General features: G+C 70.4%; 20 protein-coding genes. 6 read left to right on the forward strand and 14 right to left on the reverse strand.

What is annotated here, in order from left to right; genetic code table 11:
• Window positions 1-21: 21 nt before the first annotated feature.
• Entirely contained in the window at window positions 22-1,140 is a 1,119-nt protein-coding gene (locus tag WMF45_RS37805; RefSeq protein WP_437710739.1) for an arginase family protein, read from the forward strand.
• Window positions 1,141-1,146: 6 nt separating this feature from the next.
• On the opposite strand, the gene WMF45_RS37810 is transcribed toward WMF45_RS37805, so the two are convergent.
• The 3 genes from WMF45_RS37810 to WMF45_RS37820 all read right to left on the reverse strand — a co-directional run bounded on the left by WMF45_RS37810 (window position 1,147) and on the right by WMF45_RS37820 (window position 5,209).
• Window positions 1,147-2,019, reverse strand: a complete 873-nt coding sequence (locus WMF45_RS37810) for a sulfurtransferase (RefSeq protein ID WP_437710741.1) — start codon at window positions 2,017-2,019, stop codon at window positions 1,147-1,149.
• Between the two features lie 316 nt (window positions 2,020-2,335).
• Window positions 2,336-2,896 (reverse strand): hypothetical protein, encoded by a 561-nt coding sequence (locus WMF45_RS37815; RefSeq protein WP_437710743.1) that lies wholly within the window; start codon window positions 2,894-2,896, stop codon window positions 2,336-2,338.
• A 249-nt stretch (window positions 2,897-3,145) separates the two neighbouring features.
• The gene (locus tag WMF45_RS37820) at window positions 3,146-5,209 is read right to left on the reverse strand and encodes an O-linked N-acetylglucosamine transferase family protein (protein WP_437710745.1); all 2,064 of its coding nucleotides are present in this window, start codon (window positions 5,207-5,209) and stop codon (window positions 3,146-3,148) included.
• A gap of 571 nt (window positions 5,210-5,780) precedes the next feature.
• Between WMF45_RS37820 and WMF45_RS37825 the strand changes: the two genes are divergently transcribed.
• Window positions 5,781-6,209 carry a hypothetical protein gene (locus WMF45_RS37825; protein ID WP_437710747.1) on the forward strand — a complete coding sequence of 143 codons (429 nt, stop codon included), beginning with the start codon at window positions 5,781-5,783 and terminating at the stop codon, window positions 6,207-6,209.
• An 86-nt stretch (window positions 6,210-6,295) separates the two neighbouring features.
• On the opposite strand, the gene WMF45_RS37830 is transcribed toward WMF45_RS37825, so the two are convergent.
• The 3 genes from WMF45_RS37830 to WMF45_RS37840 all read right to left on the reverse strand — a co-directional run bounded on the left by WMF45_RS37830 (window position 6,296) and on the right by WMF45_RS37840 (window position 10,677).
• The gene (locus tag WMF45_RS37830) at window positions 6,296-7,063 is read right to left on the reverse strand and encodes a hypothetical protein (RefSeq protein WP_437710749.1); all 768 of its coding nucleotides are present in this window, start codon (window positions 7,061-7,063) and stop codon (window positions 6,296-6,298) included.
• A 202-nt stretch (window positions 7,064-7,265) separates the two neighbouring features.
• On the reverse strand, window positions 7,266-8,900 hold the full coding sequence (locus WMF45_RS37835; protein ID WP_437710751.1) for a DUF1552 domain-containing protein: 1,635 nt from the start codon (window positions 8,898-8,900) through the stop codon (window positions 7,266-7,268).
• A 19-nt stretch (window positions 8,901-8,919) separates the two neighbouring features.
• Window positions 8,920-10,677, reverse strand: a complete 1,758-nt coding sequence (locus WMF45_RS37840) for a DUF1592 domain-containing protein (RefSeq protein ID WP_437710753.1) — start codon at window positions 10,675-10,677, stop codon at window positions 8,920-8,922.
• A 599-nt stretch (window positions 10,678-11,276) separates the two neighbouring features.
• Between WMF45_RS37840 and WMF45_RS37845 the strand changes: the two genes are divergently transcribed.
• Window positions 11,277-11,960, forward strand: coding sequence for an FxLYD domain-containing protein (locus WMF45_RS37845; protein ID WP_437710754.1), 684 nt, complete (start codon window positions 11,277-11,279; stop codon window positions 11,958-11,960).
• Window positions 11,961-11,973: 13 nt separating this feature from the next.
• Here WMF45_RS37845 and WMF45_RS37850 read toward each other — a convergent pair whose 3' ends face one another.
• From WMF45_RS37850 to WMF45_RS37870, 5 genes are all read right to left on the reverse strand, one after another.
• Complete coding sequence (locus WMF45_RS37850; protein ID WP_437710756.1) at window positions 11,974-13,620, reverse strand: serine/threonine protein kinase; 1,647 nt, start codon at window positions 13,618-13,620, stop codon at window positions 11,974-11,976.
• Between the two features lie 195 nt (window positions 13,621-13,815).
• Window positions 13,816-15,417 (reverse strand): DUF2254 family protein, encoded by a 1,602-nt coding sequence (locus WMF45_RS37855; RefSeq protein WP_437710758.1) that lies wholly within the window; start codon window positions 15,415-15,417, stop codon window positions 13,816-13,818.
• Between the two features lie 166 nt (window positions 15,418-15,583).
• Window positions 15,584-16,705, reverse strand: coding sequence for a hypothetical protein (locus WMF45_RS37860; protein ID WP_437710760.1), 1,122 nt, complete (start codon window positions 16,703-16,705; stop codon window positions 15,584-15,586).
• A gap of 234 nt (window positions 16,706-16,939) precedes the next feature.
• Window positions 16,940-17,275 (reverse strand): hypothetical protein, encoded by a 336-nt coding sequence (locus WMF45_RS37865; RefSeq protein WP_437710762.1) that lies wholly within the window; start codon window positions 17,273-17,275, stop codon window positions 16,940-16,942.
• On the reverse strand, window positions 17,272-17,772 hold the full coding sequence (locus tag WMF45_RS37870; protein ID WP_437710764.1) for a hypothetical protein: 501 nt from the start codon (window positions 17,770-17,772) through the stop codon (window positions 17,272-17,274). The genes WMF45_RS37865 and WMF45_RS37870 overlap by 4 nt, the downstream gene beginning before the upstream one ends.
• Window positions 17,773-18,178: 406 nt before the next feature.
• Here WMF45_RS37870 and WMF45_RS37875 point away from each other — a divergent pair, with 406 nt between their 5' ends.
• The 3 genes from WMF45_RS37875 to WMF45_RS37885 all read left to right on the forward strand — a co-directional run bounded on the left by WMF45_RS37875 (window position 18,179) and on the right by WMF45_RS37885 (window position 21,403).
• Entirely contained in the window at window positions 18,179-18,877 is a 699-nt protein-coding gene (locus tag WMF45_RS37875) for a tetratricopeptide repeat protein (RefSeq protein ID WP_437710766.1), read from the forward strand.
• A gap of 64 nt (window positions 18,878-18,941) precedes the next feature.
• Window positions 18,942-20,357 (forward strand): protein-disulfide reductase DsbD family protein, encoded by a 1,416-nt coding sequence (locus WMF45_RS37880; protein ID WP_437710768.1) that lies wholly within the window; start codon window positions 18,942-18,944, stop codon window positions 20,355-20,357.
• A 41-nt stretch (window positions 20,358-20,398) separates the two neighbouring features.
• Window positions 20,399-21,403 (forward strand): hypothetical protein, encoded by a 1,005-nt coding sequence (locus tag WMF45_RS37885; RefSeq protein WP_437710770.1) that lies wholly within the window; start codon window positions 20,399-20,401, stop codon window positions 21,401-21,403.
• A gap of 44 nt (window positions 21,404-21,447) precedes the next feature.
• Here WMF45_RS37885 and WMF45_RS37890 read toward each other — a convergent pair whose 3' ends face one another.
• From WMF45_RS37890 to ribF, 3 genes are read right to left on the reverse strand one after another with little or no spacing between them, the layout of a single operon-like run.
• Window positions 21,448-22,425, reverse strand: a complete 978-nt coding sequence (locus WMF45_RS37890) for a hypothetical protein (RefSeq protein ID WP_437710772.1) — start codon at window positions 22,423-22,425, stop codon at window positions 21,448-21,450.
• A 58-nt stretch (window positions 22,426-22,483) separates the two neighbouring features.
• Entirely contained in the window at window positions 22,484-24,649 is a 2,166-nt protein-coding gene (locus WMF45_RS37895; RefSeq protein ID WP_437710774.1) for a hypothetical protein, read from the reverse strand.
• 49 nt (window positions 24,650-24,698) lie between these two features.
• On the reverse strand, window positions 24,699-25,700 hold the full coding sequence (gene ribF, locus WMF45_RS37900; RefSeq protein ID WP_437710776.1) for a riboflavin biosynthesis protein RibF: 1,002 nt from the start codon (window positions 25,698-25,700) through the stop codon (window positions 24,699-24,701).
• Window positions 25,701-25,762 lie beyond the last annotated feature (62 nt).

A 25,762-nucleotide genomic window follows, 5' to 3' on the forward strand; every position in this document is an offset into this window, starting at 1 on the left:
GGGGGCGTACCCTCGTCGGGCATGACCCCGCAAGAAGAGCTCGCGCTCCTGCTGCGCCCGGCGGCCGGAGGCCTCTACCTCGTCTCGACCGGCCGCGCGCAGCAGCTCGAGGTCCAGCGGCGGCTCTACGGCGCCGCGACCGAGGAGGAGGTCCTCGCGCGGTTCCGCGCGTCGCTCGACCGCATCGCCGGCGCGCGCGCCGTCTTGCTCGGCGTGCCCTCCGACGTCGGCGCGGGCTTCCTCCGCGGCTCCAACATGGGCCCGCAGGCCATCCGGACCGCGCTCCTCGACGCCTCCCCGGACTTCCCCGAGCGGGCGCGCGAGGTCGGGCTCGTCGACATCGGCGACGTGTTCGTCGTGCCGCAGCTCCTGCACGACGACATGCTCTCGGAGGCGCAGAAGGCCGCGTCGCGCCGCGCGCTCTACCCTGGCGTGCCCGAGCCCGCGGCGTCGCGGCTGCCGGTCTCGCCGCTCTCCATCGCGGAGCGCGCGCTCGATCTCGTCTTCTCGATCAACCCGGGCGTCGCTCCCATCGTGCTCGGCGGCGATCACTCCACGGCCTTGCCGGCCGCGCGCGCGCTCGCCCGCGCGCGGAAGCGCCCGTGGGGCATCGTCCAGCCGGACGCGCACACCGATCTCCTCGAGGAGCGGCTCGGGGTCGCGTACTGCTTCGCCACGTGGTCGTACCACGCGAACGAGCTGGTCGGGCGGGGCGGCCGGCTGACGCAGGTGGGGGTCCGCGCGTCGCAGAAGCCGCGCGAGCACTGGGAGAGCCGCTACGGCGTGCGGCAGTTCTGGGCGGCCGAGTGCCGCGCCGATCCGGCGGCGGCGCTCGACACCATCGTGGCCCACGTGAAGAGCACCGGCGTCGAGGGCGTGTATTTCTCGAACGACATCGACGGCACGGACGCCGCGTACGCCGACGCCACGGGGACGCCGGAGCCGGACGGCCTGTCGCCCGAGTTCGTCGTGGCGCTCATCCGCCGGCTCGGGCGCGAGGTCGGCCTGATCGGCGGCGACGTCATGGAGGTCGCGCCGGCGCTCCAGCCGACGCCGGAGAGCGCGGCGCGCACGGTCGCGCTCGCCGCGCGCTACCTGCGCGAGACGATCGAGGCCACCGTCGGCCGCGCGCTCGCTTGACGCCGCTCAGGGCTCGGGGCCGCTGGCCGCGGGCAGGGCGGCGTCGCGGGCCCAATCGCTCCAGGACCCCTCGTAGAGGATCGCGTCCTCGCGGCCGAGCGTCATCAGGGCGAGCAGATCGTGGCAGGCGGTGACGCCTGAGCCGCAGTAGCAGACCACGGTGGCCGCATCGAGCGCGCCGAGGTCGCGGTAGCGCCGCTCGAGCTCCGCGCGCTCGCGGAAGGCGCCCCCGGGGCCGCTGAGGTTCTCGACGAAGGGGGCCGAGCGGGCGCCGGGGATGTGGCCCGGGCGGGCATCGACGGGCTCGGTCTGCCCCTCGTAGCGCTCGCGGGCGCGCGCATCGAGGATCACCGCCGCGGAATCGCGGCGCAGCCTGTCGACAGCCGCCTTGTCGGCGACCGGGGCGCCGCCGGCGGCGAGATCCATGGCGGGCGCTTCCGCGATCGCGGGTGCCGCGGTCGAGAGGGGGTATCCCGCGGAGGTCCACGCCTGGAGTCCCCCGTCGAGCACGCGCCCCCCTGGATGACCGAAGTAGCGCAGCAGCCACCAGAGACGGGCGGCGATGGCGCCCCCGGCGTCGTCGTAGCCGACGACCACCGAGCCCGGGACGACCCCGATGCGGGCGAGGACGCGCGCGAACGCCGCCGCGTCGGGCAGCGGGTGGCGGCCTGGTCCGCCGCGCGCCGGGCTGGAGAGATCGGCGTCGACGTCGATGTGCACGGCGCCCGGGATGTGCCCGCGGGCGTACTCGTCGGCGCCGCGGCGACCGCCGAGGTACCAGCGGCAATCGACGACGCGGACGCGGGGATCGCCCGCGTGCGCCGCGAGCCAGGCGACATCGACGAGCGGACCGGGGGGCACGAGGAAGGGATCGCGCATGGGCGAAGGGTACCCACCCTGCTCGCGCCGGGCCACATCGCATCCTCGCCATGCCCGACGTGCTCGGCTGTGCCCGATGGCGCCGTGCAGCCGCGCGCGACTCCGGCGCTCGACGGAGCGCCCCAGAGCGACGGCATTTGCAAGCACTTCTGACAGTTGACATGGGGCTTGAGGTCATCGTGCATGAATGCCAATCGGTGCGTGCATCACACCTGGTTGCGAGGATAGCCGCCACAAACCGCTTGATTTTCAAACGAATTGGCTCGTCCTGCGCGCCCCGCAGCACCTCCCACCCGGAAGACACCCCTGGCCTCGCTCAACGCTTCACCGAGACGGCCAGGTCAGCCTTGCCACCTTCGACGTTCACCGCCTGACCCGTCTTGAAGTAGCCGCCGCAGCTCCCTGCCTGGAAGATCGGCAGGTTGTTGAGGTTGTGGCTGTTGCCGTCGGAGTCTTCCTGGAACCATGCCGTCGCGGTGTTGTCGAGGAGCTTCCCCTCGCCCTCATCGATGCTGTCGAGCCGACCGACGAGGTAAGCGAAAGCCTTGCGGCCGAAATCGCGGATCGTCGACTCGAGGCACGCGACCGCCGCCGGATCGCAGGCAATGAACCTGGACTTGTTCTCCCCCGCCATCACCTCGGCGGCGATGCTCTCGGCAGCCACGAGGTAGGAGTTCCAGGCGATGTCCGTCATGCTGCCCTCGAAGTCGGACACGAGGAGCGAGGACGGGTTGCCCGTGGGAGCGTTCGGCACGTTCGTCACGCCGAGCAGATCCCTCACCACCGCGTCGTACTCCCGGTTCAAGAGGCGCGGGACCTGGGACGTCGCCCAGATGCCGGGAGTGCAGACATCCGGGTCGCCTGGGTCCGGCTCCACCGGCCCGCCCCCCGTACCGCTGCCAGAGGTCTCCCCGCCACTGGAGGAGACCCCAGGTTCACCGGGTGCTATTTCGCCAGTGCAACCAGCGAGAAAAGTTGATGACGTCAAAATGTTGCCGTACCAATGTACGCTAGTTGCCGCAGCGTTCTCATGATGTGACAATCCCCGGCCTGCGTCGCGCTGATCCCCCTGCGCATGATTCCAACGCGGGCCCCGGCCAGCCGCGTTCGTCGAGCGGCCCTCGCCTCAGGCTCGAGCGCAGAAACGGCGCCAGATGTCGCGGTAGATCGACTCGAGATTGCGGGCGAAGCGCGGGCCGTCCATGAGCGGCGACTGCTTCATGCGATCGCGCAGCGTTCGGCGAAGCTCGCCCAGGTGCTCGAGGTTCTCCGCGAGCGAGGTAGCGGCCTGAACGTAGTGTTCCGGCGTCGTCGCGATGAGCTCCGGCAGGCCCAGGTTCATCGCCTGGCAGACGCCGGCGCGGCCGACCACGGTTTCACCTGCGAGGGTCACCACCGGGACGCCCATCCACAGCGCGTCGAGGCTCGTTGTGTGGCCGTTGGAAGGGAACGTATCGAGACAGATGTCGATCTCGCGGTACCTTCGCAGATAGTCGAGCCGCCCGCACCGATCGACGAACTCGATCCGATCGCGCTGGACGCCCCCTTCCTCGAAGATCGAGCGCACCCGGTCCCGCGCCCTTCCCCGCGGCGCCATGAGCGTGAGCCGCGACCGGGGCACAGCGGCCAGCACCCTCGTCCAGACACGAAGCACCCCTTCATTCACCTTCCTGAAGTGGTTCAGGCAGCCGAAGTTGACCCTCCCCTCCGCGAGCGCGGGGAGAGCGCTCACGTCGGGCACGTCGGTGAGCGGGTCGTAGCACCAGAAGGAGTCGGGGAGCCGAAGGGTCTCCTCCGTGTAAACGTCCGTGTTTGCACCGGGGGGATCGAGGAAGGGATCGGACACGCGATAGTCCATCGATTCGAGGCCCGTCGTCCCGGGGTACGCCAGCCAGCACACCTGAAGGGGAGCCGGCCGGCGGGCAAAGACAAGGACGCGGCGGTCGGTCATATGCATGGTGAGATCGACCAGGATATCGATCTGATCCCGCCGGATGACCTCGGCCAGGGCAGCGTCGTCCAGCGCCGCGACCTCGCGGAAAACATCGGCATGACCGCGAATGCGATCCGTCAGGCCATCCGGCTTGTCCGTGCTCGAGTAGAAGAAGATCTCGAACTGCCGGTGGTCATGGTTCTGGAACAGCGGGATCGTGAAGAGAGACTGGACGTGGGTTCGGAAGTCGGGTGACACGTAACCGATGCGGAGCCGCCGGTCGGACGACCGATCGGTCGTGTGAGCGGGAGCCTGCGCGGCGAGGGGGCGGGCATGCCGGGCATTCCACGCGCGCGCCTCGGCGAGGATGTCGCTCTCGGTGACGTCCGGCCAGAACGGCATGTTGAAGAGAAGAGCGCTGTGCGCGGCGGGGTCGTCGGGACACAGGGCGACCGCTTCGCGGTACATCGCCTGAGACTCGTCGAGGAGCCCCGACTCGCCGAGCGCGGCCGCGAGATAATCCCGCGCGACATGAAAATTTCGATCGATCTCGAGCGCTCGACGCAGATCGTCGATCGCTTCGTCGAAACGGCCGGCGTCCGCGTGAATCGCGCCGAGCGCGGTGTACGCATTGGCCATCCGCGGGTTGAGCTTCAGCGCCACGCGGTACCAGACCGCGGCGTCGTCCGACCGGCCGCCGAGGCGCAGTGTCTCGCCGAGGGCCGCCAGGGCATCGGAAGCGCTCAAGCTCGACTCAGGGCTGCGCGCCGCCGCCGGACCGACCCCGGCGGCGGATGCTCCCCGCTGGTCCCTCAGGCTCGCGAGGCGCTCGCCCGCCTGCAATAGCCCAGGTTCGAGATCACGGGCGCGCTCGTAGCATGCGGCCGCCGCGCCCAGGTCCCCTTGCTCCTCGAACGTGAGAGCGAGGTTGAACACCGCTTCGGCGAAGTCGGGCTTCCGAGCGACGGCCATGAGCAACACGGCGACCGCCTGGGGTCTCCGGCCGAGGCAGCGATACACGTCGCCGAGATGCGACAGGTAGAGGGCGTTGTTCGGGGCGACGCCGACGGCTCGCTCGAGGAGCGCGGCGGCCTCCGCGAGCCGACCGGATTGGACGGTGATCACGCTGAGAAGAAGCAGCGCGTCGCCATGCCCGGGCGCTTGCTCGAGCGCGCCGCGATAGAGGAGCTCTGCGCGATCGACCTGCCCGGCCCGATGAAACTGCACTGCCAATTCGAAGAGCGAAGCGGCGGTCACGGGGAGTTCCTTGTCGAAAGAGTGCGGGATCTCGCCGAGCAGGATGGCTGCGCCCGGGCGCTGAGCACAAGCCGGTTTTCAGGTCGACCGGCGCGTCCAGCATGGCTGTACGATGGGAGGCCCACTTCTGGAGAGCCACTTCGAGGAGCTTGACTTTCGGATCGCGCCTGGAGCTCTTCGCCCCTCCCGACGCGAATCGCGCCGGACCGAGCCAAGCAACCGAGCTCGGGCGATGGCCTCCACGAATCGCTTGATTTTCGGATGGCATTTGCTCATTCTACCCGCACAAGAGGACGTTCCACGTCTCGCGCAGCTCTTGCCTACGGGCGACGCAGATCGCGCGTCGCCTCTGCAATCCGAAGCTCGAAGCCCTTTGCTTCGATCCACGGGAACGAGAGCTAAACCTTCTCTCTCACCATCCTCGTCGTGAACCATGAAACTTCGATTCTCAAGCTTCATCGCGGCAGCATTCGTCGCCGTCCTGTCACCGCTCTCAGGCTGCTCCGACGACCCTGACGACACCGGCGCTGGAGGCGCCGGCGGCACGGATGCCGGAAGCACGAGCGCCAGTGTGTCTACCTCGAGCGCGGTCGGGTCCGGCGGCTCGGGCGGGGCTGGCTCGACCAGCGCGAGCACCGGTGGCGACGGCGGCTCGACCGGCAGCGGCAGCGGGCAAGCGCCGACGTTCGAGACGTTCCAGTTCGTCATACAAAACGCTTGTTTCGGGGCGGGTTGCCATAACGACGATATGAACCCCCTGAACTTGATGGTCGACGGAGAGCTTCACATGAGGGTGAGCTCCCACGTAACCGAGCATTGCGGCGATCTCATCAATACCGAAAATCCGGAAGAGAGCGCGCTCATCAAGATCTTGAAGGGGCCGTGCGGCGGAACTCCGCGAATGCCCCTCGAGTGCGTCAACGATGACGATGCCAAGTGCATCCCCCCCGACTACATCGAAGCGATCACGCAGTGGATCGCCGACGGCGCGCAGGAGTAGCCGGGCTTCGCGAGTAGCCGCCGACGGGTCGCGGCGCCCCACGGGCGCATCGTGTCAGGGGATAGCCGAGCGACCCGTCGGATGGTTCACTTCTTTCCCATCGCGCCTGCCGGATATGCGGCTTGATCAGCGCCGGGCATGTCCACGGTGTTCGTCTCGAAGTCCCAGCTGCCACCCGGCGGAATCTGGACTGTGCCGGTGGCGATCGCGACGCCGAGCGGACGCCCGACGCGATTGACCGAGAAGACCGTGACAGAGGGGTCGCTCACCGCCACGTCGAGCCCGTTGAAGAGCGTGCCCGTGTACACGGTGCCGGCGCCGCCCGTCACGGCCTTCACGTCGCTGGCGGTGAGGCCATCGATGGGAACGACGTCGAGAGCAAAGTAGGGGCACCGGTAGACGACGTACCCCACATCTTCGATCGCGATGTCCGAGGGCAGGTCCGTCACCGCGGTCATGGTCACGTCCCCCGGACCCACGCACGCAGCGATCGCGTCCGAGCCATCCGTGACGCGATAGAAATGCTGAGTCAGCAACCCGTTGATCCCGGATGCCACGGACTGCTGAGCCTTGTTGTAGAGCTCGACGGAGAGGGCCGCGCTGCATGCCGGGGTATCCCCGTCGTTCCTCAAGGCGGCGTAGAGCTCGGTGTTGGTCGGTCCTTTGCGGAGAGTCAGCGCGATCACGTTGAGCACGCCGTTCCCGCCGGGGAGCGCCATGATGGTGAGGTCTTCAGGGACGACGATCGCGTCGTCACCAGCGTCCCCGCCCACCCCGGCACCGTCGCTCGCCTCGCTCGAGCAGGCCAGCGGGAGGAGCACGGCAGCAGGGAGGAGGAGACGCTTCGCCAGCATGAACATGAGAAGAGATGCCCAGCCTATCGCTGCCCGCCATCGTTGGACAGCGCGGAGTCGCGACGTGAGACACATCACAGAGAGCAGCGATTTCGTGATGCTTGCGATCGCCGGCGGCGCACAAGCGCAAAGACCCCTTCGGTAGGAAGGGGTCTTTGGACCCGAGCTCGTCGGGGTGTTCAGGGCCTGGCTCCGGGAGTGGTCAGGCCTTGAGCTCCGTGAACCCGCCCGGATTCTTGATCGAGGCGCCGGCGACTGCGCCCTTGCCACCGATGAACTCCTCCGTCTTGTCGGAATAGCCGAACTTGGTCACCTCCGCGGAGCCCCCCTTCGCAGGGAAGCCGTCCGCGCCCGCCTTCACGCCCATGGCGTTCATGATGTTGCAGAAGTACTTGTTGATCGGCGCGTTGCCGACCTTCGAATCGGTCCCGGTGCCCTGGTTGATCCCGTTGACCTGGCCGCTGCCGTTGGCGCACTGCGACTCGCTGTTGCCGTTCGTCGGCGTCGACGCGGGGTCAACGTTGATGATCTGACCGGTCTTGAAGTAGCCGCCGCCGCTGCCGGCCTGGATGATCGGAGCGTTGTTGAGGTTGTGCGCGTTGCCGTCCGACATCTCGTTGAACCAGATGGCGACGCTGGTGTCGAGGACCGTCTGCCCGTTCCCCTGGGGGATGCTGTCGAGCATTCCGACGAGCTTCGCGAACTTCTGCGCGTAATAGGTGTCCACCTTGACGAGCCACTCGAGCGCGTTGGGCAGGCAGCTGCCGGTCATGCCGGCGTTGTCGAGGCGGTGCGAGAGGGAGTGCGACTCCATCGTGATGCCGAGCCCCTTGAAGTTGTAGTTTCCCGGGTACTTCAGGAAAATGACGGGGTTCGCGTTGCAGGCCGCCGCGAGCGCCGCGATGGCCGAGCTGATGTCCGCGCCATCCAGATCGCCGGAGACCTTGGTCGTGAGGACGTCGACGCCCAGGCCGCCCGACGACGCCTTGGAGGCGTTCGCGGAGGTCGCGCCGAGCATCGCGCCGAGCTCCTCGCTGCACTGCGCGGAGGCCACCACGGTCCCTGTCTGGTTGAGGAGCTCCTTCCAGGCTGCGAGCTTGCGCTTGTCGGCCTGGCTCATGTCGAACCGCTCGAGCGTCTGCAGATCATCCTTCACGAGGTCGAGGATGCTCTTGCCGCGGAGCGCCGCGTAGGTGTCCGGATTCATCGGCTGCCCCGACTGGAAGAGGCCCGTGAGGCTGCTGAAGGCCTGCGACGCGTTGAGGCCCCTGAAGATGGTCTCGGCGGCGGAGTAGGAGATCGCCGACTGAGAGTTGTCATTCTGGCCAGCCGTGGCGATGAGCAACGGCGTGCCCTGCGGGCTGAGCTGCTGGGCCATGACGTGATCCAGCGAGGGACCGACGGGCTTCGCGTTGAACTTCGTCGCCTGGTTGAAGCTGAACGGGTCGTTGCTGTTCGGGGTGACCGGCTGGCAGGTGAAGAACGACCCCACGATCTGCGTGTGGGAGTCGTTCCCCTGTCCACGCTTCATGTTGGAGGTCCACTCGTTCATCGAGCGGATGCCGCGCGGCATGAGGAGCTTCTTCGCGTAGGGAGCGAGGGACGCGAGGCTCGTCGACTGGAGGTCAGCAGCCGTGAGCTCCCCCTGGGTCTTCGTGGGGAACCACTTGTTCGTGACGCACCCATAGTGGGTGAACATCACGATGAGCGCTTTCCCACCACCCGAAGCGGACTGGGCCTTTGCGTCGCGCTCCCACACGGAGCTGAGGAACGGCGCAGCCAGGGCGGCTCCGCCCAGGCCACGAAGGAAGATTCTGCGGTTCAGTTGCTTGCTCATGGTCAAGTTTCCTCAGCTTTCACGGCGTTTCGCGGACGCGCACGCGGAACGAATCCGCTTGAGTGAGATCGGCCAGCAGGTTGAGGATGCTGTAGCCACCCTCGGACAGCTTCATGTCGATCTGATCGACGACGCACTTATCTTTCCCGTTCGGATCCCGCCCGAAGGCATAGGAGACCCACGACTCGGCGTAGAGCTGCTTGGCCTTATGAAGCTGAGCGATCTCCTGCATGAGCGCGAGCGGAGAGGAGATCTCCTTCACGTTGCCGTCGCCGAAGTCGATGGTGTTCGTCGTGACGCTCGCGTCGATCGCACCACCGAGAGGATCGGTCGTCTGCAATTTTCCGATGCCGTCGAAGCCTTCCATCACGAATCCCGGAGGATTGATGACCGAGTGGCAGCCTTTGCAGCTAGACGGCTCCGTCAGCTTTTCGATCCTCGCGCGTTGCGTCGCGAAGTCGCCGGTAACGGTCTGCATGGTGGCGCCGGGGATGGGCGGACCCGGATTGACACCGAGCAGATACACCGAGATGAACGCGCCTCGCAGGATCGGGCTCGTGGCGTCGTAGCCCGCGTAGGAGCTCAAGAACCCGACGCGCGTCAGGAAGCCCGGCCGCACGTTGGCGTCCAGCTCCACCTTGGTCAGCTCGGCGCCGTAGCTCGCAGGATCGAGCCCGTAGATCGCCGCGTTGTCCTTGTTGACGAAGGCGACATTGCTGAGGAGGAGATCGTCGAACGAGCCGCCCTCGAACGCGACGTCCTCGAAGAAGGCGTCGAGCTCTGCCTGCCAGCTGGGCTTGGCGGCGTCGGAGTACAACGGATACGTCTCGGTGTCGTGATCCATCTTCCACCAGTGGGCGTTTCCATTGTTCATCTGCGCCCAGTTGCGGTGGAACGCTGTCACGAGCGGCCCCGTCTTCTCGCGCACATCGATCATTCGCTGCGCCTGGGCCAGAATCTGCTCCTTGGTCTGGAGCTCGCCGTTGTCGGCGGCCGCGCTCAGCACCTCATCCGGAGCGGAGCCCCAGAGCAAGTACGAGAGCTTCGTCGCCACCTCGTAGCTGGACAGCTTGATGCCCTGGCCGGACGCATCCGCGTCGGTCGCCAGCTCGGGGAGCATGAGGAACGAGGGCGACACGAGGAAGCCGACCAGCGTTGCCTCGGCGACCTCGGCGGGCGTTCCTGCCGGCGTGATCTGGCCCAGCTTCTGGAATCGCGCCACCTCCAGATCGGTCAGTGGGCGACGGAACGCCTTGCGGCCGAAGGTCTTGATGGTCTGCTCCAAGCAGCCGGCCGCCGCAGGGTCGCAGCTGATGAACTTGGACTTGTTCTGCCCAGCCATCACCGCCTTGGCGATCTTCTCGGCAACCTCTTGATAGAGCCGCCACGCGTCGGGGGTCATCGGGCCGTCGAAGTCGTCGACGAGCTGCTCGGACGGCAGCTTGCTGTCGACGCTGGTGACGCCAAGGAGATCCCGCACCGTGTTGTCGTACTGCCGGTTCAGCAGCCGGGGGATCTGGGACGTGATAGGGACGCCGGGGATGCACTTCTCGGGGGGACCGTTGTCGGGTTCGTCCGTGCCCCCCGAACCGGTGCTGCCGCTCCCGCTGCCGGAGGTCTCCCCGCCGCCGGTGATCCCACCCTCGCCGGGCGCTATCTCGCCGGTGCACCCGGCGAGGAAGGTCAATGAGGTGAAAAATGTTGTCGTACCAATGTACGATAGTTGCCGTAACGTTCGCATGACCTCACTATTCCCGGTCCGCACCGGAGTGATCATGGGAGCGGATCAAAAGTGATGGATCGGCCCGAGGGTCGCCATCCGCGAGATCACGCGCGTCTTGCAGAACGCTTCCTCTGGAGACGTGATAGTGAAACGCCGGCGTACGAGCGACGCCCTGATGCTCTCTTCGATCTCGTGAAGCTGCCCGATTGGCGCGCGGACGCCGAGTTCGCTGTGGAACAGCGACGCGCGCGGGCCACTGCGGGGGCCGCCAAGCGCGTCATTGCGACGCGGCGCGGCGGCACGCTCAGGGCCATAGAGTGCTTGACGAGAGCTCGCTCGGCCGCGAGAGGCCGGCGCTTCATGCGCGAGCGCACGGGCCTCACGAATCCAGTAGGTTCTCAAATGTCCAACCATGGCATTCCAAGCCTCGTGTCATTCGTCGGCAACGCGCCGCATCACCCAACGTGAGGGCCATCACGCCAATCGGGTCATGCGGCCAGGGCGGTCATTTCTGGCCCCTGCCCCTCGCCCTCTGCACAACGATGCAATCGAGGTCCTTGATCGTCATCGGGGCTGTCGCTCTTGTCCTCCCTCTCGCATGCTCGGCGAGCCCCCCCGATGATGGGGCGGGCAACGGCGGGAGCGGACCCGGCATGGGCGGGGACCCCGGCGAGGGCCTGCATTTCGTGCCGGAGGGCCTGTCCAGCACCGACACGGACGAGGACGGGGCTGGGCTCAAGCTGGTTGCCTTCACCCTGGTGCAGGGGGCGACGGGCCCCGAGCTCTACGCCGCGGTCAGAAATGACGGGGAGACCGCGTCCTGCGACGCCGGCCTGATGTCGTACTTCATCGACAGGGCCGATCAGCTCGTGACAACCTGGGGCGGTAGCTTGCTCAGCGGCCGGCTCTATCGGCTGGACGACGGCTCTGGCGTGATGATCCCCTGCATCGCCCCGGGCGAGATCGCGATGACCGGCTCAGCGGATCTCCCCGGTGACCTGGTGATCGAGGAGCTGGGGTATCTGAAGCACAGGTTTCCGGCCTTCACCGTGGACGTGGTCCCTGTCGATGCCGTCGCCGTCAGCGAGGTGAAGACCGTCGGCAGGGGCGCCGGGAGCGCCTACACGGGCACGCTCGAGAACCGACTCGATGTGGCGGTGAGCGATGCCACGATAACGGTCTTCCCGGTGAATCGAGTCGGACGGCCGCTCGGCATGGCGACGAGCAGCGCGGCCGCCGACATTCCACCCGGCGGGCTCTGGACCTTCGAGACGACCACCGTGGACGACGTCGGCGTTGATCACGTCGCCTATCCGACGGTTTCGGTTCCTCCGTGAAGCGGGGTGCAGGCTAGCAGGAGGAAACGAAGATCAGGCGGATCGTCGCCAGTGTCCCGAGCACGAACAGCCCTGCATAGAAGATCGTCCGCTTGCGCCTCAGCTGCTCGGCGCTGAGCCCGGTCGACACGGGATCCTCACCGGGCGCCACCTCCCCGCCGGCGTGCACCGCCGGCACCGCGAGCGGCCCGCTGCCTGCCAGCGGCGCGCTCGCTCCAGGCGGCCTGCCTGCCGGCGGCGTGCTCGCTCCGGGCGGCGTGCTCGCTCCGGGCGGCCTGCCCGCGGCGGGCGGCGTGCTCGCTCCGGATGGCCTGCTCGCAACGGGCGGCCTGCTCGCCGTGGAAGCAACGCCGTTCGCAGCCTGGGCCGGGGCCAGCCCTCGCTGGAGCTCCCCCTCGGGCGTGGTCGCCATCGCGTGCAGGCGCGGGCGCTGCGGAACATCGTCCGGGCCGTCGAAATCGAGGTACTGCACCGAGAGCGAGCCCGTCGCGGCGCCGAGAGGGAGCGGGGCGTCGCTGCGGCCCGCCGCAGGAACGCTGTGCCGTCCATCGGGCGATGAGGGGCGGACCGACCTACGGTCAGCGGACGTGGTCCCGACCGCCGGCGCCTTTCGCCCGAGGCCCGGCGAGCTCTGTCTCGGCGCGCTCTCCGGAGGGAGCGACGGTGAGGCCCGGTAACCGGCGCCGCTCAGCGAGCCCGTCCTCGCGATGCAGGCCTCCACGTGCTCCTTCAGCTCGCTCCGGGCCTCGTCCTCGGCTCCGTGGCCCATGTCGCGGAGCACCTGCTCCAGATCGCCCGCCAGCTTGCCCGCGCTGGCGATCCGCTTCTCGATGGAGAACTCGGTCGCCGCGTCGAGCGCATCCGAGAGCCGCGCGCTCAGGTCGGGCAGGAGCTCGCGCGCGCGAGGGATCGGCAGCGACGCGACGCCCATGATCAGCTGCCTCTGCGTCTCGGCCTTGCGCACCCGGCTGCCGAGCAGCGCCTCCAGGAGCGTGATCCCCAGGGAGAACACGTCCGCGCGCCCGTCGAACGGCTCCCCGCGCGCCTGCTCCGGAGGCATGTACGGGAGCTTCCCCTTGAACACGCTGCTCTCGGACTGCTCGTCCGCGAGGCCCGGTATCCGCGCGACGCCGAAGTCGGTCAGGCAGACGCGGCCATCCCGCCCGAGCAGGATGTTGGACGGCGAGACGTCGCGGTGGACGACCGCGTAGCTCTGCCCTTCGTCCTCGCACAGGCTGTGCACCGCCTCGAGCGCCCTCGCCATCTCCCGGCCGATGTAGGCCACGGCGCGCGGCGAGAACGCGCCCACCTTCCTGAGCACGCGATCGAGGGCGGGGCCGTCGATGTAGTCGAGCGCGAGGTACACCGAGCCCTCGAATTCCCCGAACTCGACGAGCCGGACGACGTTCGGGTGATCGAGCCGCGCGATCACAAGGGCCTCGGCGAAGAACGACTCCCTCGCGCTCTCGCCGAGCCCTGGCCTCGGGACCAGCCGCTTCAGCGCGACGTGACGCCGGAGGTCGGGAGGCCCCTCCTCGGCGAGCCACACCTCCCCCATCCCGCCCTTGCCCAGCATCCGGATGAGCCGGTACTTGCCGGCGAACAGCTCCGGCGGCGGATCGGACTCGGCGTTCTTGCGACGCGGGCGGGAGGCGGGCATCTCGTTGTGTGCAGCGCTCGATCTCGACTCCGTCGAGGCTAGCCCTCCTGCTCGGGGTGGAGAGGGTGCAAGCAAGGCATGCCCGATCCTACCGCCGCCCGCGCGCCGCAGGAATCACCGCGTCGATGCCCGACGCAGATCCAGCCTGCGTGGACTGGGTCCCGCCTCACCGAGAGGGCGCCGCTCACGCCTCGCTCACTCCTGCGTGTGCTCCTCGCGGATCGGCTCCCGCATCGTCGTCGCCGGGAACCACTCGAAGAAGCGGTGGATGAGCTGGCGCCGCTCGGGCTCGATGTACTCGAACACGGCGCCCCGGTCGTTGATCTCCCAGAACTCGTTGCTCGTCACGGCCAGGAGCTCCGCGCGGATAGAGCGCAGCCTGTCGGGCCGCTCGTCGCGCATGTCGCGGTAGATCTTCCGCGCGAGCGCCTCCTCCCCCTTCTGCAGGTAGTACGTGGCGAGCTTGACCTGTGCCTTGCGGACGCCGCGGAGCGACGGCTCCTGCTGATCGAGCTCCGCTTCCTTGTCCACCTCGAGGAAGAGCTGGAGCAGCTCGTCCCGGGCAGGTGCGTGCAGGTCGTACGCGCGCTCGTTGACCACGCAGAGATCGAACGCGACGGTCTCGGTCAGGAACGCGAGCCCCATCGCGTGCGCCGTCTGCGCGTAGTACTTGAAATGACGCGCGATCTCGAGGACCTGATCCCCCCACCCCGCCTTGAGCAGCTCCTCCGCGAGGTAGCGGTACTGGTTCAGGTTGTTGTAGGCCGCGGCGATGTCCTTCGCGTTGAGCGACCTGCGCATGTACGTGTTGAAGAACTTCACGACGACCGCGACGGCCGCCCGGTCTCCAGCGGCGATGGCGGTCTGCCCGATGTAGCGCGTGTCGATGGCGATGCGCGTGATGAGGTCGGGCATCGCCGTGAGCGCCTCGCGGTAGACCATCAAGAACTGGCGGAGCGCCTTGTACTCGAGCCAGGTCCGCGCGGTCGACAGCTTGCCGAGCGCCTCGGCGTTCATGCTCACGAAGTCGGTGTCCTTCGCGAGGCGATCGCGGATCTGGAACCAGCGCGGATCGAGCGTCGCCTTGTGGGGCAGGTACGCGACGACGAGCTCCGACAGCGAGTCGATCGTCTTCGACGCGATCCCCTTGTCCTTCTGGTCGATCGCGTTGAGCGCCACGTCGGCGAGCTGCTCCAGCGACGAGAGCGCCGTCACCCGCCGCTCGTCGACCTCGGCCTCGTCCTCTCCGCCCGCGGGGCGCAGCGCCTGCTCGACGCCGCTCGTCTTGATCCGCCGGACCACGTTGTCGGGCTCGACGAAGTCGAACACGTACCCGAAGTAGGGCGCCATCATGAGCAGGCTCGCGGTGAGCAGCCCCATCGTGACGAGGACGCCGTAGGCGGGGACGAAGACGTCCTCGGTCGAGCCGCCCCCGCCGACGCGGATCGAGAAGTTGACCCACAGCGAGAACACCGCGCTGACGACGAAGAAGCCCATCACGAGCATGTTCGTCCGGTCGCGGAAGAACATCTCGGTGATCCGCGGCGTGTAACGGTTCGCGGCGAGCTGCACGATGATGGACGCGACCGTGATGACGATGCCGAGGATGGCGGCGATGACCTCGCCGATGCCGCCCATGATGTGCTCGGCGTCGCTCGGCGACATGCGCGCGAACACCTCCCAGAGCGAGAGGTGCGCGTTCTCGTGCCGCGCGACGTCGAGCAGGTGGACGACGGCGAGGGTCGCGACGCTGACGCCCAGGAGATACGACATCGGCCGCAGCCAGATGCGGGCCACGGTCGCGCCCCTGCGACGCTGTCGTTCGGCGTCCTCTGCGGTCGGATCGGGTCTCACCAGATGACCACCGCTCGGTCGACCTGCTTGCCGATCCGCCTGCCCACCCGCTCCACGCTGCCCCCCACGCACCTGCTCCACGCGTCCGCCACGCCAGGCGGCGGCCCGGCTATTTCTTCTCCGGGGGGCTGTCGAGATCTTCCGCGAGGTAGCTGAGGATCACCTCGTCGAGCGATTTCTCGCTGATCAGGTCCTCACCGAAGATCGAGGCGCCCTCCGCCGGCCGGTTCGTCGCGAAGATGCTGGCCGGGCGCGAGGCCGCGTAGCGGCCGGAGCCAGGGCCGCCCGAGAAATGCTCGACCGCGACCTGGGGCGCGGTCGGCGCGACGGGTTGCTCGGGGTGGACATTGCTGTAGACCCCGGCGCCGGAGGCCGCGGACTCCGCCCGCCGCCCGATCACCGACGCAGGCGGCGGCGGGAGGTCCTGGATCTGCTGAAAGAACGGCGTCTGTGCCTCGGCTGCGGCGCGCTCCAGCGCGTCGAGATCGAGATCGATGGACGGTTGTTCGGGCTTGATCTCCGCGGGCGACGCCGGGCGTACGGCCCTGCCGGCGAGCGGGCTGGCCGCGCGCCCGCCGCCGAGCGCCTGGAGCGCGACGGGATCGAGCTCGAGCCGGGGGCGCCCGCTGGCCGAAGCGGGCGCCGGCTCGGCCGCGGGGGCGCGCGGCGCCGTGGCGAGGGGCGCGGCCGCTGGCCTCGCGGGCTGCGCGGCGGGCCTGGGCGCCGGCGTCGGCGCGGCTGCCGGCTTCGGGCGCGGCGACGCCTCGGGCACGGCGGGCGGCGTGAGGGGCAGGGACGGCGGGGGCGGCTTCGGCGCGCCCGTCACCTCGGGCGACGAGGGCGACGACGCCCGCGCGGGCTTGCTCGCCTCCGGATGCGGCGGGGCGGGGGCGGCGCCTGCGGACACGGCGCCTGCGGACACGGCGGCTGCGGACACAGGCGGGGCGGCGGTGTCGTCGAAGAGGTAGTCGAAGTGACCGTCGCGCAGGGCGATGAACATCGCCTTGTGCTGCTCCTTCATGAGGCCGCGAACCGTCTCCGCGAGCGAGGCCTGACCGACGTGCTCCGCGTACGAGGTCTTCGTGGTCTTGAGGATGCGCCCGCCGTCGGCGAAGAGGTGCGTGATGATGTGAGGATGGCGAATGCCCGAGTCCTCAGTCTGTATGTGGAACAACCGCCCCTTGTGCCGGACGTTGTTGTTGAAGCCGAGCAAGGGCGACGGGGCTTTCACGACAGGCAATCCGAGGGTGGGGAGGTGAGGAGATCGCGCCAGCGGGGAGCGCTCGCCACGGCCGAGACTATCACAGCGCGGCGCGCCCGGAACGATTCGCAGCGCGCCGGCGTCCCTTCACGTCCTTCCGCCGTTCTTCCCCCGTCCTCCGCCCGTCCTCCGCCGCTCCTTCACCGTCTCCGCGGTGGGGGAGCATGTCGGGGCTGGTCCTCCGAGGACCGCTCGCGGGTCGCGTCAGGGCAGACAGCGCTCCAGGTCGTCCGCAGTTCCCGCCTGGAGGGCGCACGCCACCTCCGCCTGCGTGAGGTCGGCCTCGCAGCGGACGAAGCCGCGCTCCCCGGCGGCCGCGCGCGCCATCGCGGTCCTCTCGGCCACCTGGGAGGCAGCGGGCTCGGGGTTGGCCGCGCGCAGGACGAGCTCGACGTACCGTTCGAGGAGCGCGGCGCACGCCTCGGCGGACGGGCGTGGAGCGGCGCGGCGGAGCGCGGCGCGCCCCACAAGGATACCGAGCACCAGCAGGACGATCGCCAGGGTTGCCAGGACGTCGGCGCGGGTCGCGGGGCGCGTCACTCCAGACACTTATCGACCTGCTCCGGGGTCGTTGCCTGCCGGACGCACACCATCGCAGCATCGGTGATGCGGCGCCCGACGCACCTGTCGATGAGCTCCTTGCCGCGGGCGTCCCGCACCGCCGCCGTGCGCTCCTCGACGATCTTCGGGTCGACGACGTTCTGCGCCCGGAGCTCGATCTCGGCGCTCCTCCGGAAGATGGCCTCGCACTCGTCGCGGCTCGCCGGGTGCCCGCACCCGGTCAGGAGCGGCAGGCCGGCGAGCAAGGCCAAGCATGGCGCGAGCCTGAGGACCCGACCCAGGTTGAGGACCCGACCCAGGTTGAGGACCCGACCCAGGTTGAGGACCCCACCCAGCCTGAGGACCCGACCCAGGTTGAGGACCCCACCCAGGTTGAGGACCCCACCCAGGTTGAGGACCCGACCCAGGTTGCCGGAGACCGTGGAGACGGAATACCGCCTCCTTTGAAGGGAAGTTGAGCCAGGACGGCGACGCATGGCCGCGACGATGGCGCCACGCTCGATGGGGCGCAACAAGGTCCAGCCGAAGCCGGCAGCCCGTACTGGCGCACGGCCAACCCCAGCCGGCACCCCCCGTCGTCCACGACCGGCCACCTGCCAGCCATCTGGCCCGAGTCAAGATGGAATCGTCGCGTATTGCTGGAACGCGTGTGCAGGTCTGTTAGGATTGCTTTCTGTGCGCAAGGCGAGCGAGCACGGTGACAGCGTGGGCGGCGCTCGATCCGTCCGTACGGGCTCCGGGGGAACGCGGCGACGCACGAAAGCGACGGCGCAGTCCGTTGCGGGCAGCGGGAATGACGCTGGCCCCAACGCTCCACGAGAGAAACGGCCGAGCAAGGCGCCGCGACGGCCCGCGCCCGCGGCGGCGCTGACCGCGGAGGAGATGTTGCGGCGCGCGCTGGGCGCGGCGACCCCGCGGTCGCGCGCCATCTGGGCGCGGCGGGGCCTGTCGCTCCGGGGGCCGCTCGACAGGACGACGCAGGCCATGCTGCTGCGGCAGCTCTACCTCGCGTATTTCGAGACACGCCGCTTCGAGCGGGCAGCCGAGGTGGCGGAGCAGATCCTGGCGCTCGGCGTGCTGAGCGACGTCGCCCACCAGGACGCGGCGCGCGCGAAGCAGGCCCTCGGGGATGTCGAGGGGGCCGTCGGGCACCTCCGGCTGGCGGCGCGCACGGGGCCTGCGAGCCGGAGGGCGTTCCACTGGTGGACCCTGGGCAGCGTGTATCACCTGGCGCGCCGGTACGACGAGGCGATCGGCGCGCTCACGCGCGCGGCGCGCTGGGGCACGCGGGACAAGCCGCTCTACCAGGGGCACCTCGCCGTCGTGCAGTGCGAGAGCGGCAAGCCGGTGGAGGGGCTCGGCGCGCTGATCGATCGGCTCTCGGAGGTGCCGGCGGGCCAGGGTTACGGCCGGTTCGTGCTCGGGCAGATGGCCTACTTCGACCAGCGCTGGGACGAGGCCAAGAAATACCTGGAAGCCTTCGTCCAGCGGAGCACCTCGGGGAGGGCCGCGGTCGCGATCGCGCTCGGCGCGGAGATCGAGGCGGCGCGCCGGACGCTCGCGTCCCTCGCGGAACGCTGATGCCGGCCTGAACGGACGGCGGCCCGCCGCACGACCCCGATCGCTTTGCTATAGAACCTTCGTGATGACCGCTTCGACTCGTTTCAAGGCAAGCGCCGGCGCCGCGCCGGCGGGTGTCCGACGCGGCGCGCGCGGCGCGCTCGGACCCGCGCTCCCGGCGCTGGTCGCGCTCGCCACGCTCGCGTCCCCGGCGATCGCGCTGGCCGGCGATGAGCGCGATCTCTTCACCCGCGGTCTGGAGGCCGGCCCGCTCTTCGCCGCGCTCGCCGCGCTCGGGGGCGGGCTGCTCACGTGCCTGACCCCCTGCGTGTACCCGATGATCGCCATCACGGTGAGCATCTTCGGGGCGCGGGAGGCGAAGTCCCGGCGCGAGGCGATGCTGCTCTCGACGAGCTTCGTGCTCGGGATCGTCGTGCTCTTCACGACGATGCTCGTGGCCGCGGCGCTCACGGGCAGCCTGTTCGGCGGCGTGCTCTCGAACAGGTGGGTCATCGTCGGCATCGCGGCGGTGTTCATCGCGCTCTCGCTGTCCATGTTCGGCGCGTTCGAGATGACGCTGCCGGACACCCTGATGCAGCGGCTCTCGCAGGTCGGGGGCATCGGCTACGGCGGCGCCTTCCTGCTCGGTCTGGTGAGCGGCCTCGTCGCCGCGCCGTGCACCGGGCCCGTCCTCACGGGCATCATCCTCTGGATCGGGAAGACCCAGAATGTCGGCCTCGGCGCGCTGGTCGGCGCCACCTTCTCCCTCGGGCTCGGCCTGCCGTTCTGGCTCGTCGGCGCGTTCGCGTTCGCGCTCCCGAAGGGCGGCAAGTGGATGCTGGGGGTGAAGTCGTTCTTCGGGATCGTGATGATGGTCGTCGCGCTCTATTTCCTGAAGACGACCTTCCCCGCGCTGTCGTCGCTCGCGCAGCCCACGCCGCAGTTCATGGCCGTCATGGCGGGCCTCGTCGCGGTCGGCCTCGCGCTCGGCGCGGTGCACCTCTCCTGGGACGACGGCGGCGCCGGCGTGAAGGCCCGCAAGGGGGTCGGTATCGCGCTCACGGTGGCCAGCAGCTTCCTGCTCGTCGCGAGCCTGGATCTGCCGAAGCTCGCCTCGCCCGTCCCGTCGGCAGCGGCCGGCGAGGCCGTGTCGCCGCAGCTCACGTGGCTGCACGAAGAGCCGGTGGCCGTCTCCAAGGCGAAGGCGGAAGGGCGCCCGCTGCTCGTGGACTTCACCGCGGAGTGGTGCGGCGCCTGCAAGCAGCTCGCGAAGGAGACCTTCTCGGATCCCCGCGTCATGGCCAAGGCGGCGCACTTCGTCGCGGTGAAGGTCGACGCGACGGACGACGAGGATCCGCAGATCGACGCGGTGAAGGGCAAGTACAAGGTCGTCGGCCTGCCCACGGTGGTGCTGTACGACTCCACCGGCGCCGAGCGGAAGCGCTTCAACGACTTCGTCGGCCCGGACGTGTTCCTGGCCGCGCTCGAAGGCATCCAGTAGCGCGCTGCGCCTGGCAGCAGCGCGCCGCACACGCCGTCGGCATGGCTCAGGAGCACCGAACGCCGCGAGGAGGGACCGACGGGCGCCGCGCCCCTCGCGGCCAGGCCGCCACGAACATCCGCGCCTTCCTGCTCGCCGCCCTCGCGCTCTGCGCCCTGCTCGTCGCAGGCTGCGGCGCTTCGGGAACCACCACCGGGACCGTGGTGATCGGGGTGACGAGCGAGCTCCGCGCGGGCGCCGACATCGACCTGCTGCGCGTCGTCCTGCGGGCCGGGGGAGACGTGGTCCACGAGGACGCGCTGGCGCAGAAGAACGGCCAGCTGTTCTTCCCGCGGGAGTTCTTCTTCAGCGATCTCGAGGATGGCACGGCCGTGGAGATCTCCCTGGAGGCGTTCGGGGCGGAGGACGCCGAGAGGCCGCTGCTCACCCGCACCGCGTCGACCCGGGTGATCGGCGGCCGCACGCTGCTGCTCCGGGTGCGCCTCGAGCGGGAGTGCGTCGTCGCGCCCGGGGCGGCCACTTGCCCGGCGCCGCAGACCTGCGTGGCCGGCGGCTGCAGCGCCCCCGACGTGGATCCCCGGCAGCTCGAGCCCTACAGCACCTCGTGGAACGCGGGCGCGGAGCCGGACCTCTGCAAGCCGGCCGCCGGGGGCGAGCCGGTCGTCATCGTCGGGGAGGGGCAGGCCGACTACTTCCCGCTCGACGACCTCGACGAGGTCCAGGTGGAGGCTGGACCTCAAGGCGGCTACCACATCTTCGTCGCCATCCGACTCAAGAACCTGCGCCGATCCGGCTCGCTCACCGCGGTGAACGGCGTCGTGCCCGAGCTCGGCTACGCGATCGAGCCGCTCGAGGTCATCTTCACCCTGGATCCCGACGAAGGCGGCTTCTGCAAGCTCGCCGGGCTGCGCTTCCGGCTGGATGGCGAGCGGAAGATCGAGGAGCTGCTCGGGAAGGTCGTGGAGGTCGAGGTGACGGTGACCGACGCCGACGGAGACGCCGGCACCGGCAGGCGCGCGGTGACGCTCTCGCAGACCATCCTGTAGCCCTGCAGCGCGCGAGCGCCCTGCGCAGGCGGAGGCGCGCGGGCTCACTCGCGCGCAGCGCGCCACCGCGTCATCCAGCCGCCGGTGAGCAGGTCGAGGGACGCCTCCGCTTCGAGCGCCGCGAGCGTCGCGGCGCGGTGCTCCTCGGGGCTCTGGCCCGGATCGGCCGCGAGCGCGACGGCGCGCTGCCAGGCGAAGAGCAGCTCGAGGACCCGCGCCGTGAGCTTCGTTTGCAGCTCGGCGCGCTCGCGGCGTAGGCGCTCCAGCGCGATCTCCTCGTCGGCGAAGACGATCCGGTCGAGCCGCCACGTCGCGCGCGCCTCGAGCCACAGGCTCGTGCCGCCGGACGCCGTCTTTCGCGCCGGATCGTACTCCGTGGGGGCCAGGCTCTCCGCCTCGTCGACGAGCCGAGAGACGCGGAGCCGGAGCTCCGGGAAGAGCGACGACGTCCGCGCGCGCGACGCGATCGCGTCGATGCGCGCCTCGGGATCGAGGAGGCGGGATCGCCGCAGCGCCGCCTCGACGATCGCGCGGGCCATCGCCGGCGTGACCCGGACAGGCAGCGGGAGCGGCGGTTCGGCCTCGGCTGGCTGCGCGGGCGGAGGCGGCTCCGGGAGCTCGAGCTCCGGCGCCGCGCGCGGCGAGCTCGGGGTCGCCGGGGCAGGCTTCAGCCGAGGCGCCGCAGGTTCGGCGACGGCGGAGGGTGGAGACAGCGCGCCAGGGCGGGCGGATAGCCGCTCGAGGGGGATGCTCGCGAGCAGCATGCCGGTGAGGGAGCGCTCGCCCCCTTCGAGCCGAGCGATCCCGAGCTCCACCGCGAGCCAGAGCGGCTGTGCGCTGCCCGGGGACGCAGCCCAGAGCTCGTGGGGCGCGGTGTCGAGGCGGTCCACGCGCGGGTCGAGCGCCGTGGGCTCGTCGTCGAGGGGGAGCTCGGCGCGCGCCTGCCGCGTGAACAGGGCGCAGGCGAGCGCGCCGAGGAGGAAGAGAGCGGAGCTTGTGATGGATCGGTGGTTCGGGTGCACGCGAGGTGGGTCGACCGCCGCGCGTCGCGAGTTGCGTGCGACGGGTCGACCAGGTCGCTCAGCGCCGGGAAGGCGGGCGCGCCCGGGTGGCGAAGCTCCGCCAGAGCTCCGCCCCACCACCAAGGGATCGGCCGCGATCGGCGCCAGGGCGAGGCCCGCCGCCCGGGGAGAGGCCCCGCTCCGCGCTCGTGCGCCGGAGCGCCTCGCTGGCGTGAGGTCCCGCGCCCCCGCCGCCTCCTCGGAGCAGCTCGCTCGAACCGCCGCGGGTCGCCGCGACCGCCCGCGCGATCGCCTCCGGCGTCGGCGCCGTTCCTGACGGGAAGCGGGCTGGTCCCTCGCCCGCCGCGCCGCGGGTCGCCGCGACCGCCTGCGCGATCGCCTCCGGCGTCGGCGCCGTCCCCGAGGAGAAGCGCGCCGGCGCCTGGTCGGGCAACGCGCGCGTCGGCTCCGCGACGAGCGTCGCGCTGCCCCCGGCCGCGACCGCCTCGAGACCGTCAGGCGCGGCCGCTCGGACAGCCTCGGCGGTCACGTCGCTGATCGCGGCCGGCGCAGCGGGCGCCACGTCGCTTCCCGTGACGAGCGCCGCCGCAGCCGCCTCGACGTCTGCGTCACCGCTGGCGACCGGCGCGCTCGACGCCGGAAGCGTCGTGGTCACCGAGCCTCCGCTCGCCCCGACCACGACGACAGGCTCGCCGTGCTCTCCGCTGGCACCGGGGATCGACAGTGACGTCGTCCCCGCGGGGTTCAGCGCCGGGGATGCCCCATCGCCGACGCCGCCCTCGAGGTGCCGCTCCGCGACGTTCATCGCCGCAGTTGGGCTGCCCTGCGGGATCTCGCTCGTCAGTTCCGGCGCAGAGGCCGGAGGCTCCTCCGAGGTCTCGCCCGCCGGCGCTGGCGCAGAGGCCGGAGGCTCCTCCGAGGTCTCACCCGTCAGCGCTGGCGCAGAGGCCGGTGGCTCCTCCGAGGACGATCTCGGCGAAGCCGGCAATGCGCGTGGCACAGCGACCTCGAGGCCGACCGCGAAAGGCTCGAACACCTCGCCGGCGAGCCAGCCCGTGCACATACGGAGGTTCGCGCCGGACGGGATGTCGCGCACGAACATGTCCCCGAAGAGCGCGTCGATGGCGAGATCCCGCTGCTCCACCACGGGCCGCTCCCAGCTCGGGAGCACCGCGACGACGCGGATCGCGAGCTGCCCTTCCGGGCGACGCGCCCGCGCTCGCGCGAGCGTCCTGGGACGCACTTCCCAGTAGAGGTAGATCGTCTCGTGATCGACCGCGATGCCGACGATCTCGTCGACGTCATACCGCGCCGGGAGCTCCGCCCGCTCGTCGCGCAAGGCCGCCGCAAGACCCAGCACCACCCCAGCGGCGACGGGCGACGCCGTCGCTCCGGCACCTGCAGGCGAAGGATCTCGCGAAGGCTGCACCGGAACGCCGCCAGGAGCTCCGGCAACGGGCCCGGGCTCCCCCTGGTGCTCGCTCGCGATGGCGGCCCCGCGTGGCTCGGTCGCGCCATCGTCTCGCGCGAACGGAGCAGGGGAAGCCTCCTCTGCGGCGCTCTCCGCATCCTCCGCGTCCGCGCCCGCATCCTCGGCGGCTGCGCCCGCATCCTCCGCGTCCGCATCCTCCGCGTCCGCATCCTCCGCGTCCGCATCCTCCGCGTCCGCATCCTCCGCGTCCGCATCCTCCGCGTCCGCATCCTCCGCGTCCGCATCCTCCGCGTCCGCGTCCTCCGCATCCTCCGTGTCCGCGCCCCGCGCTTCCACGCCTGCCCCCGGCCCGCGTGCCGCGCTCTCGATCAACCGCTCCCGGAGCCGCCGCGCGTCCTCGTCCTCCGGCGCTCGCGCGAGGATCTCGTCGAGCATCGCGATGGCGCGGTCCGTGTGCCCCTGGGACGCATAGATCTCGGCCAGCGTCGTGGTGGACCGCGGCGGGGGCGGCGGCGGGGGCGGCGGCCACTGCTCCGGCGGCGCCTCGCCGCGCAGCGCGCGCGCGGTCTCCGGCATGTGCAGGCCCCGCTCGACCACGCGCGAGAGCAGATCGCGCGCCCGCCCGAGGAAGCCGCGGAGGCGGGCCCGCTCCGGCTCGCTCTGCGCGGTGCGCGCCACGAGCTCGTCGATGAGCTCGACCTTCGTGAGCAGGCGCGGCCGGGGCACCCCGAGCCCCTCGGCGCGCGCTATCAGCTCCTCCCGCGTCAGCCCGTCGAGCTCCCGGCGCTCCATCGCCGCCGACGCTACCACATCCGACGCTCGCTCACCCTCGCCGGACCGCTCAGCGAAACGCCCCCTCCGCCGCCGGATCCGCGCTGATCGACGCGAGCCGCGCGCGCGCCGCCTCGGCGTCTCGCGCGATCTGCGCCTTGAGCTCCGGCAGCCCGGAGAACCGGCGCTCCTCGCGCAGCCGGGCGATCAGGTGCACGCGCAGCGCCGCGCCGTAGAGATCCTCGTCGACGTCGAAGAGGTGCACCTCGAGGTTCGGGCGCGCCTGCCCCGACGCCTCGACCGTCGGGCGGACGCCCAGGTTGGCCACGCCGCGCGCGAGCGCGATCGCGCGGCCCGATGAGGTCACCCGATCGACGAGCGTCGCGTACACGCCGAACGGCGGGAGCGCCTCGTCGATCTCGTCGATGTTGCAGGTGGGGAAGCCGATCGTCCTGCCCCGCCTCGCCCCCTGCGCGACGACGCCGGACAGCATGTGCGGGCGCGACAGCATCCGCTCGGCCGACTCGAGATCCCCGCGCGCGAGGGCCGCTCGGACGCGGGTGCTCGACCACGCCCCCTCGGCGTCGCCGACGAGCGGGTGCGATCGCGTCTCGAAGCCGAGATCCTCGCCGAGGCGCCCGAGCGTCGTGAAGTCGCCGGCGCGACCGCGGCCGAACCGGAAGTTCGCGCCGACCAGGACGACGCGCGCCGCGAGCCGATCGAGCAGCACGCGCCGCACGAACTCCTCCGGCGTCTGGGCGGCGAACGCGCGGTCGAACGTCACCGCGTCGACCCGGATCGCCGGCTGCACGCGCTGGATGAGCTCGATCTTGCGCGGCAGCGCCGTCAGCGTCGCCGGCGGGGTCCGGCCGAGGACGCTCGCGGGGTGCGGCGCGAACGTGAGCGCCACCGGATCGAGCCCCCGCCGCTCCGCGTCCAGCGCCGCGTCGGCGAGCAGCGCCTGGTGCCCCAGATGAACGCCGTCGAAATTGCCGATGATCACCAGGCTGCCCCGCGGCCCGGCCGCGGCGCGCCCGCCCTGCCCGGAAGCGGCGGCAGCGAGATACTCCACGGCCGCTACCTAACCCGAAGCAGCGCCGAACGAAATGCGGGTGGACGTGGCTGAGAGCAGCG

The organism is Sorangium sp. So ce448 (assembly GCF_051520915.1).
GTDB classification, from domain to species: Bacteria; Myxococcota_A; Polyangia; order Polyangiales; family Polyangiaceae; genus Sorangium; species Sorangium cellulosum_B.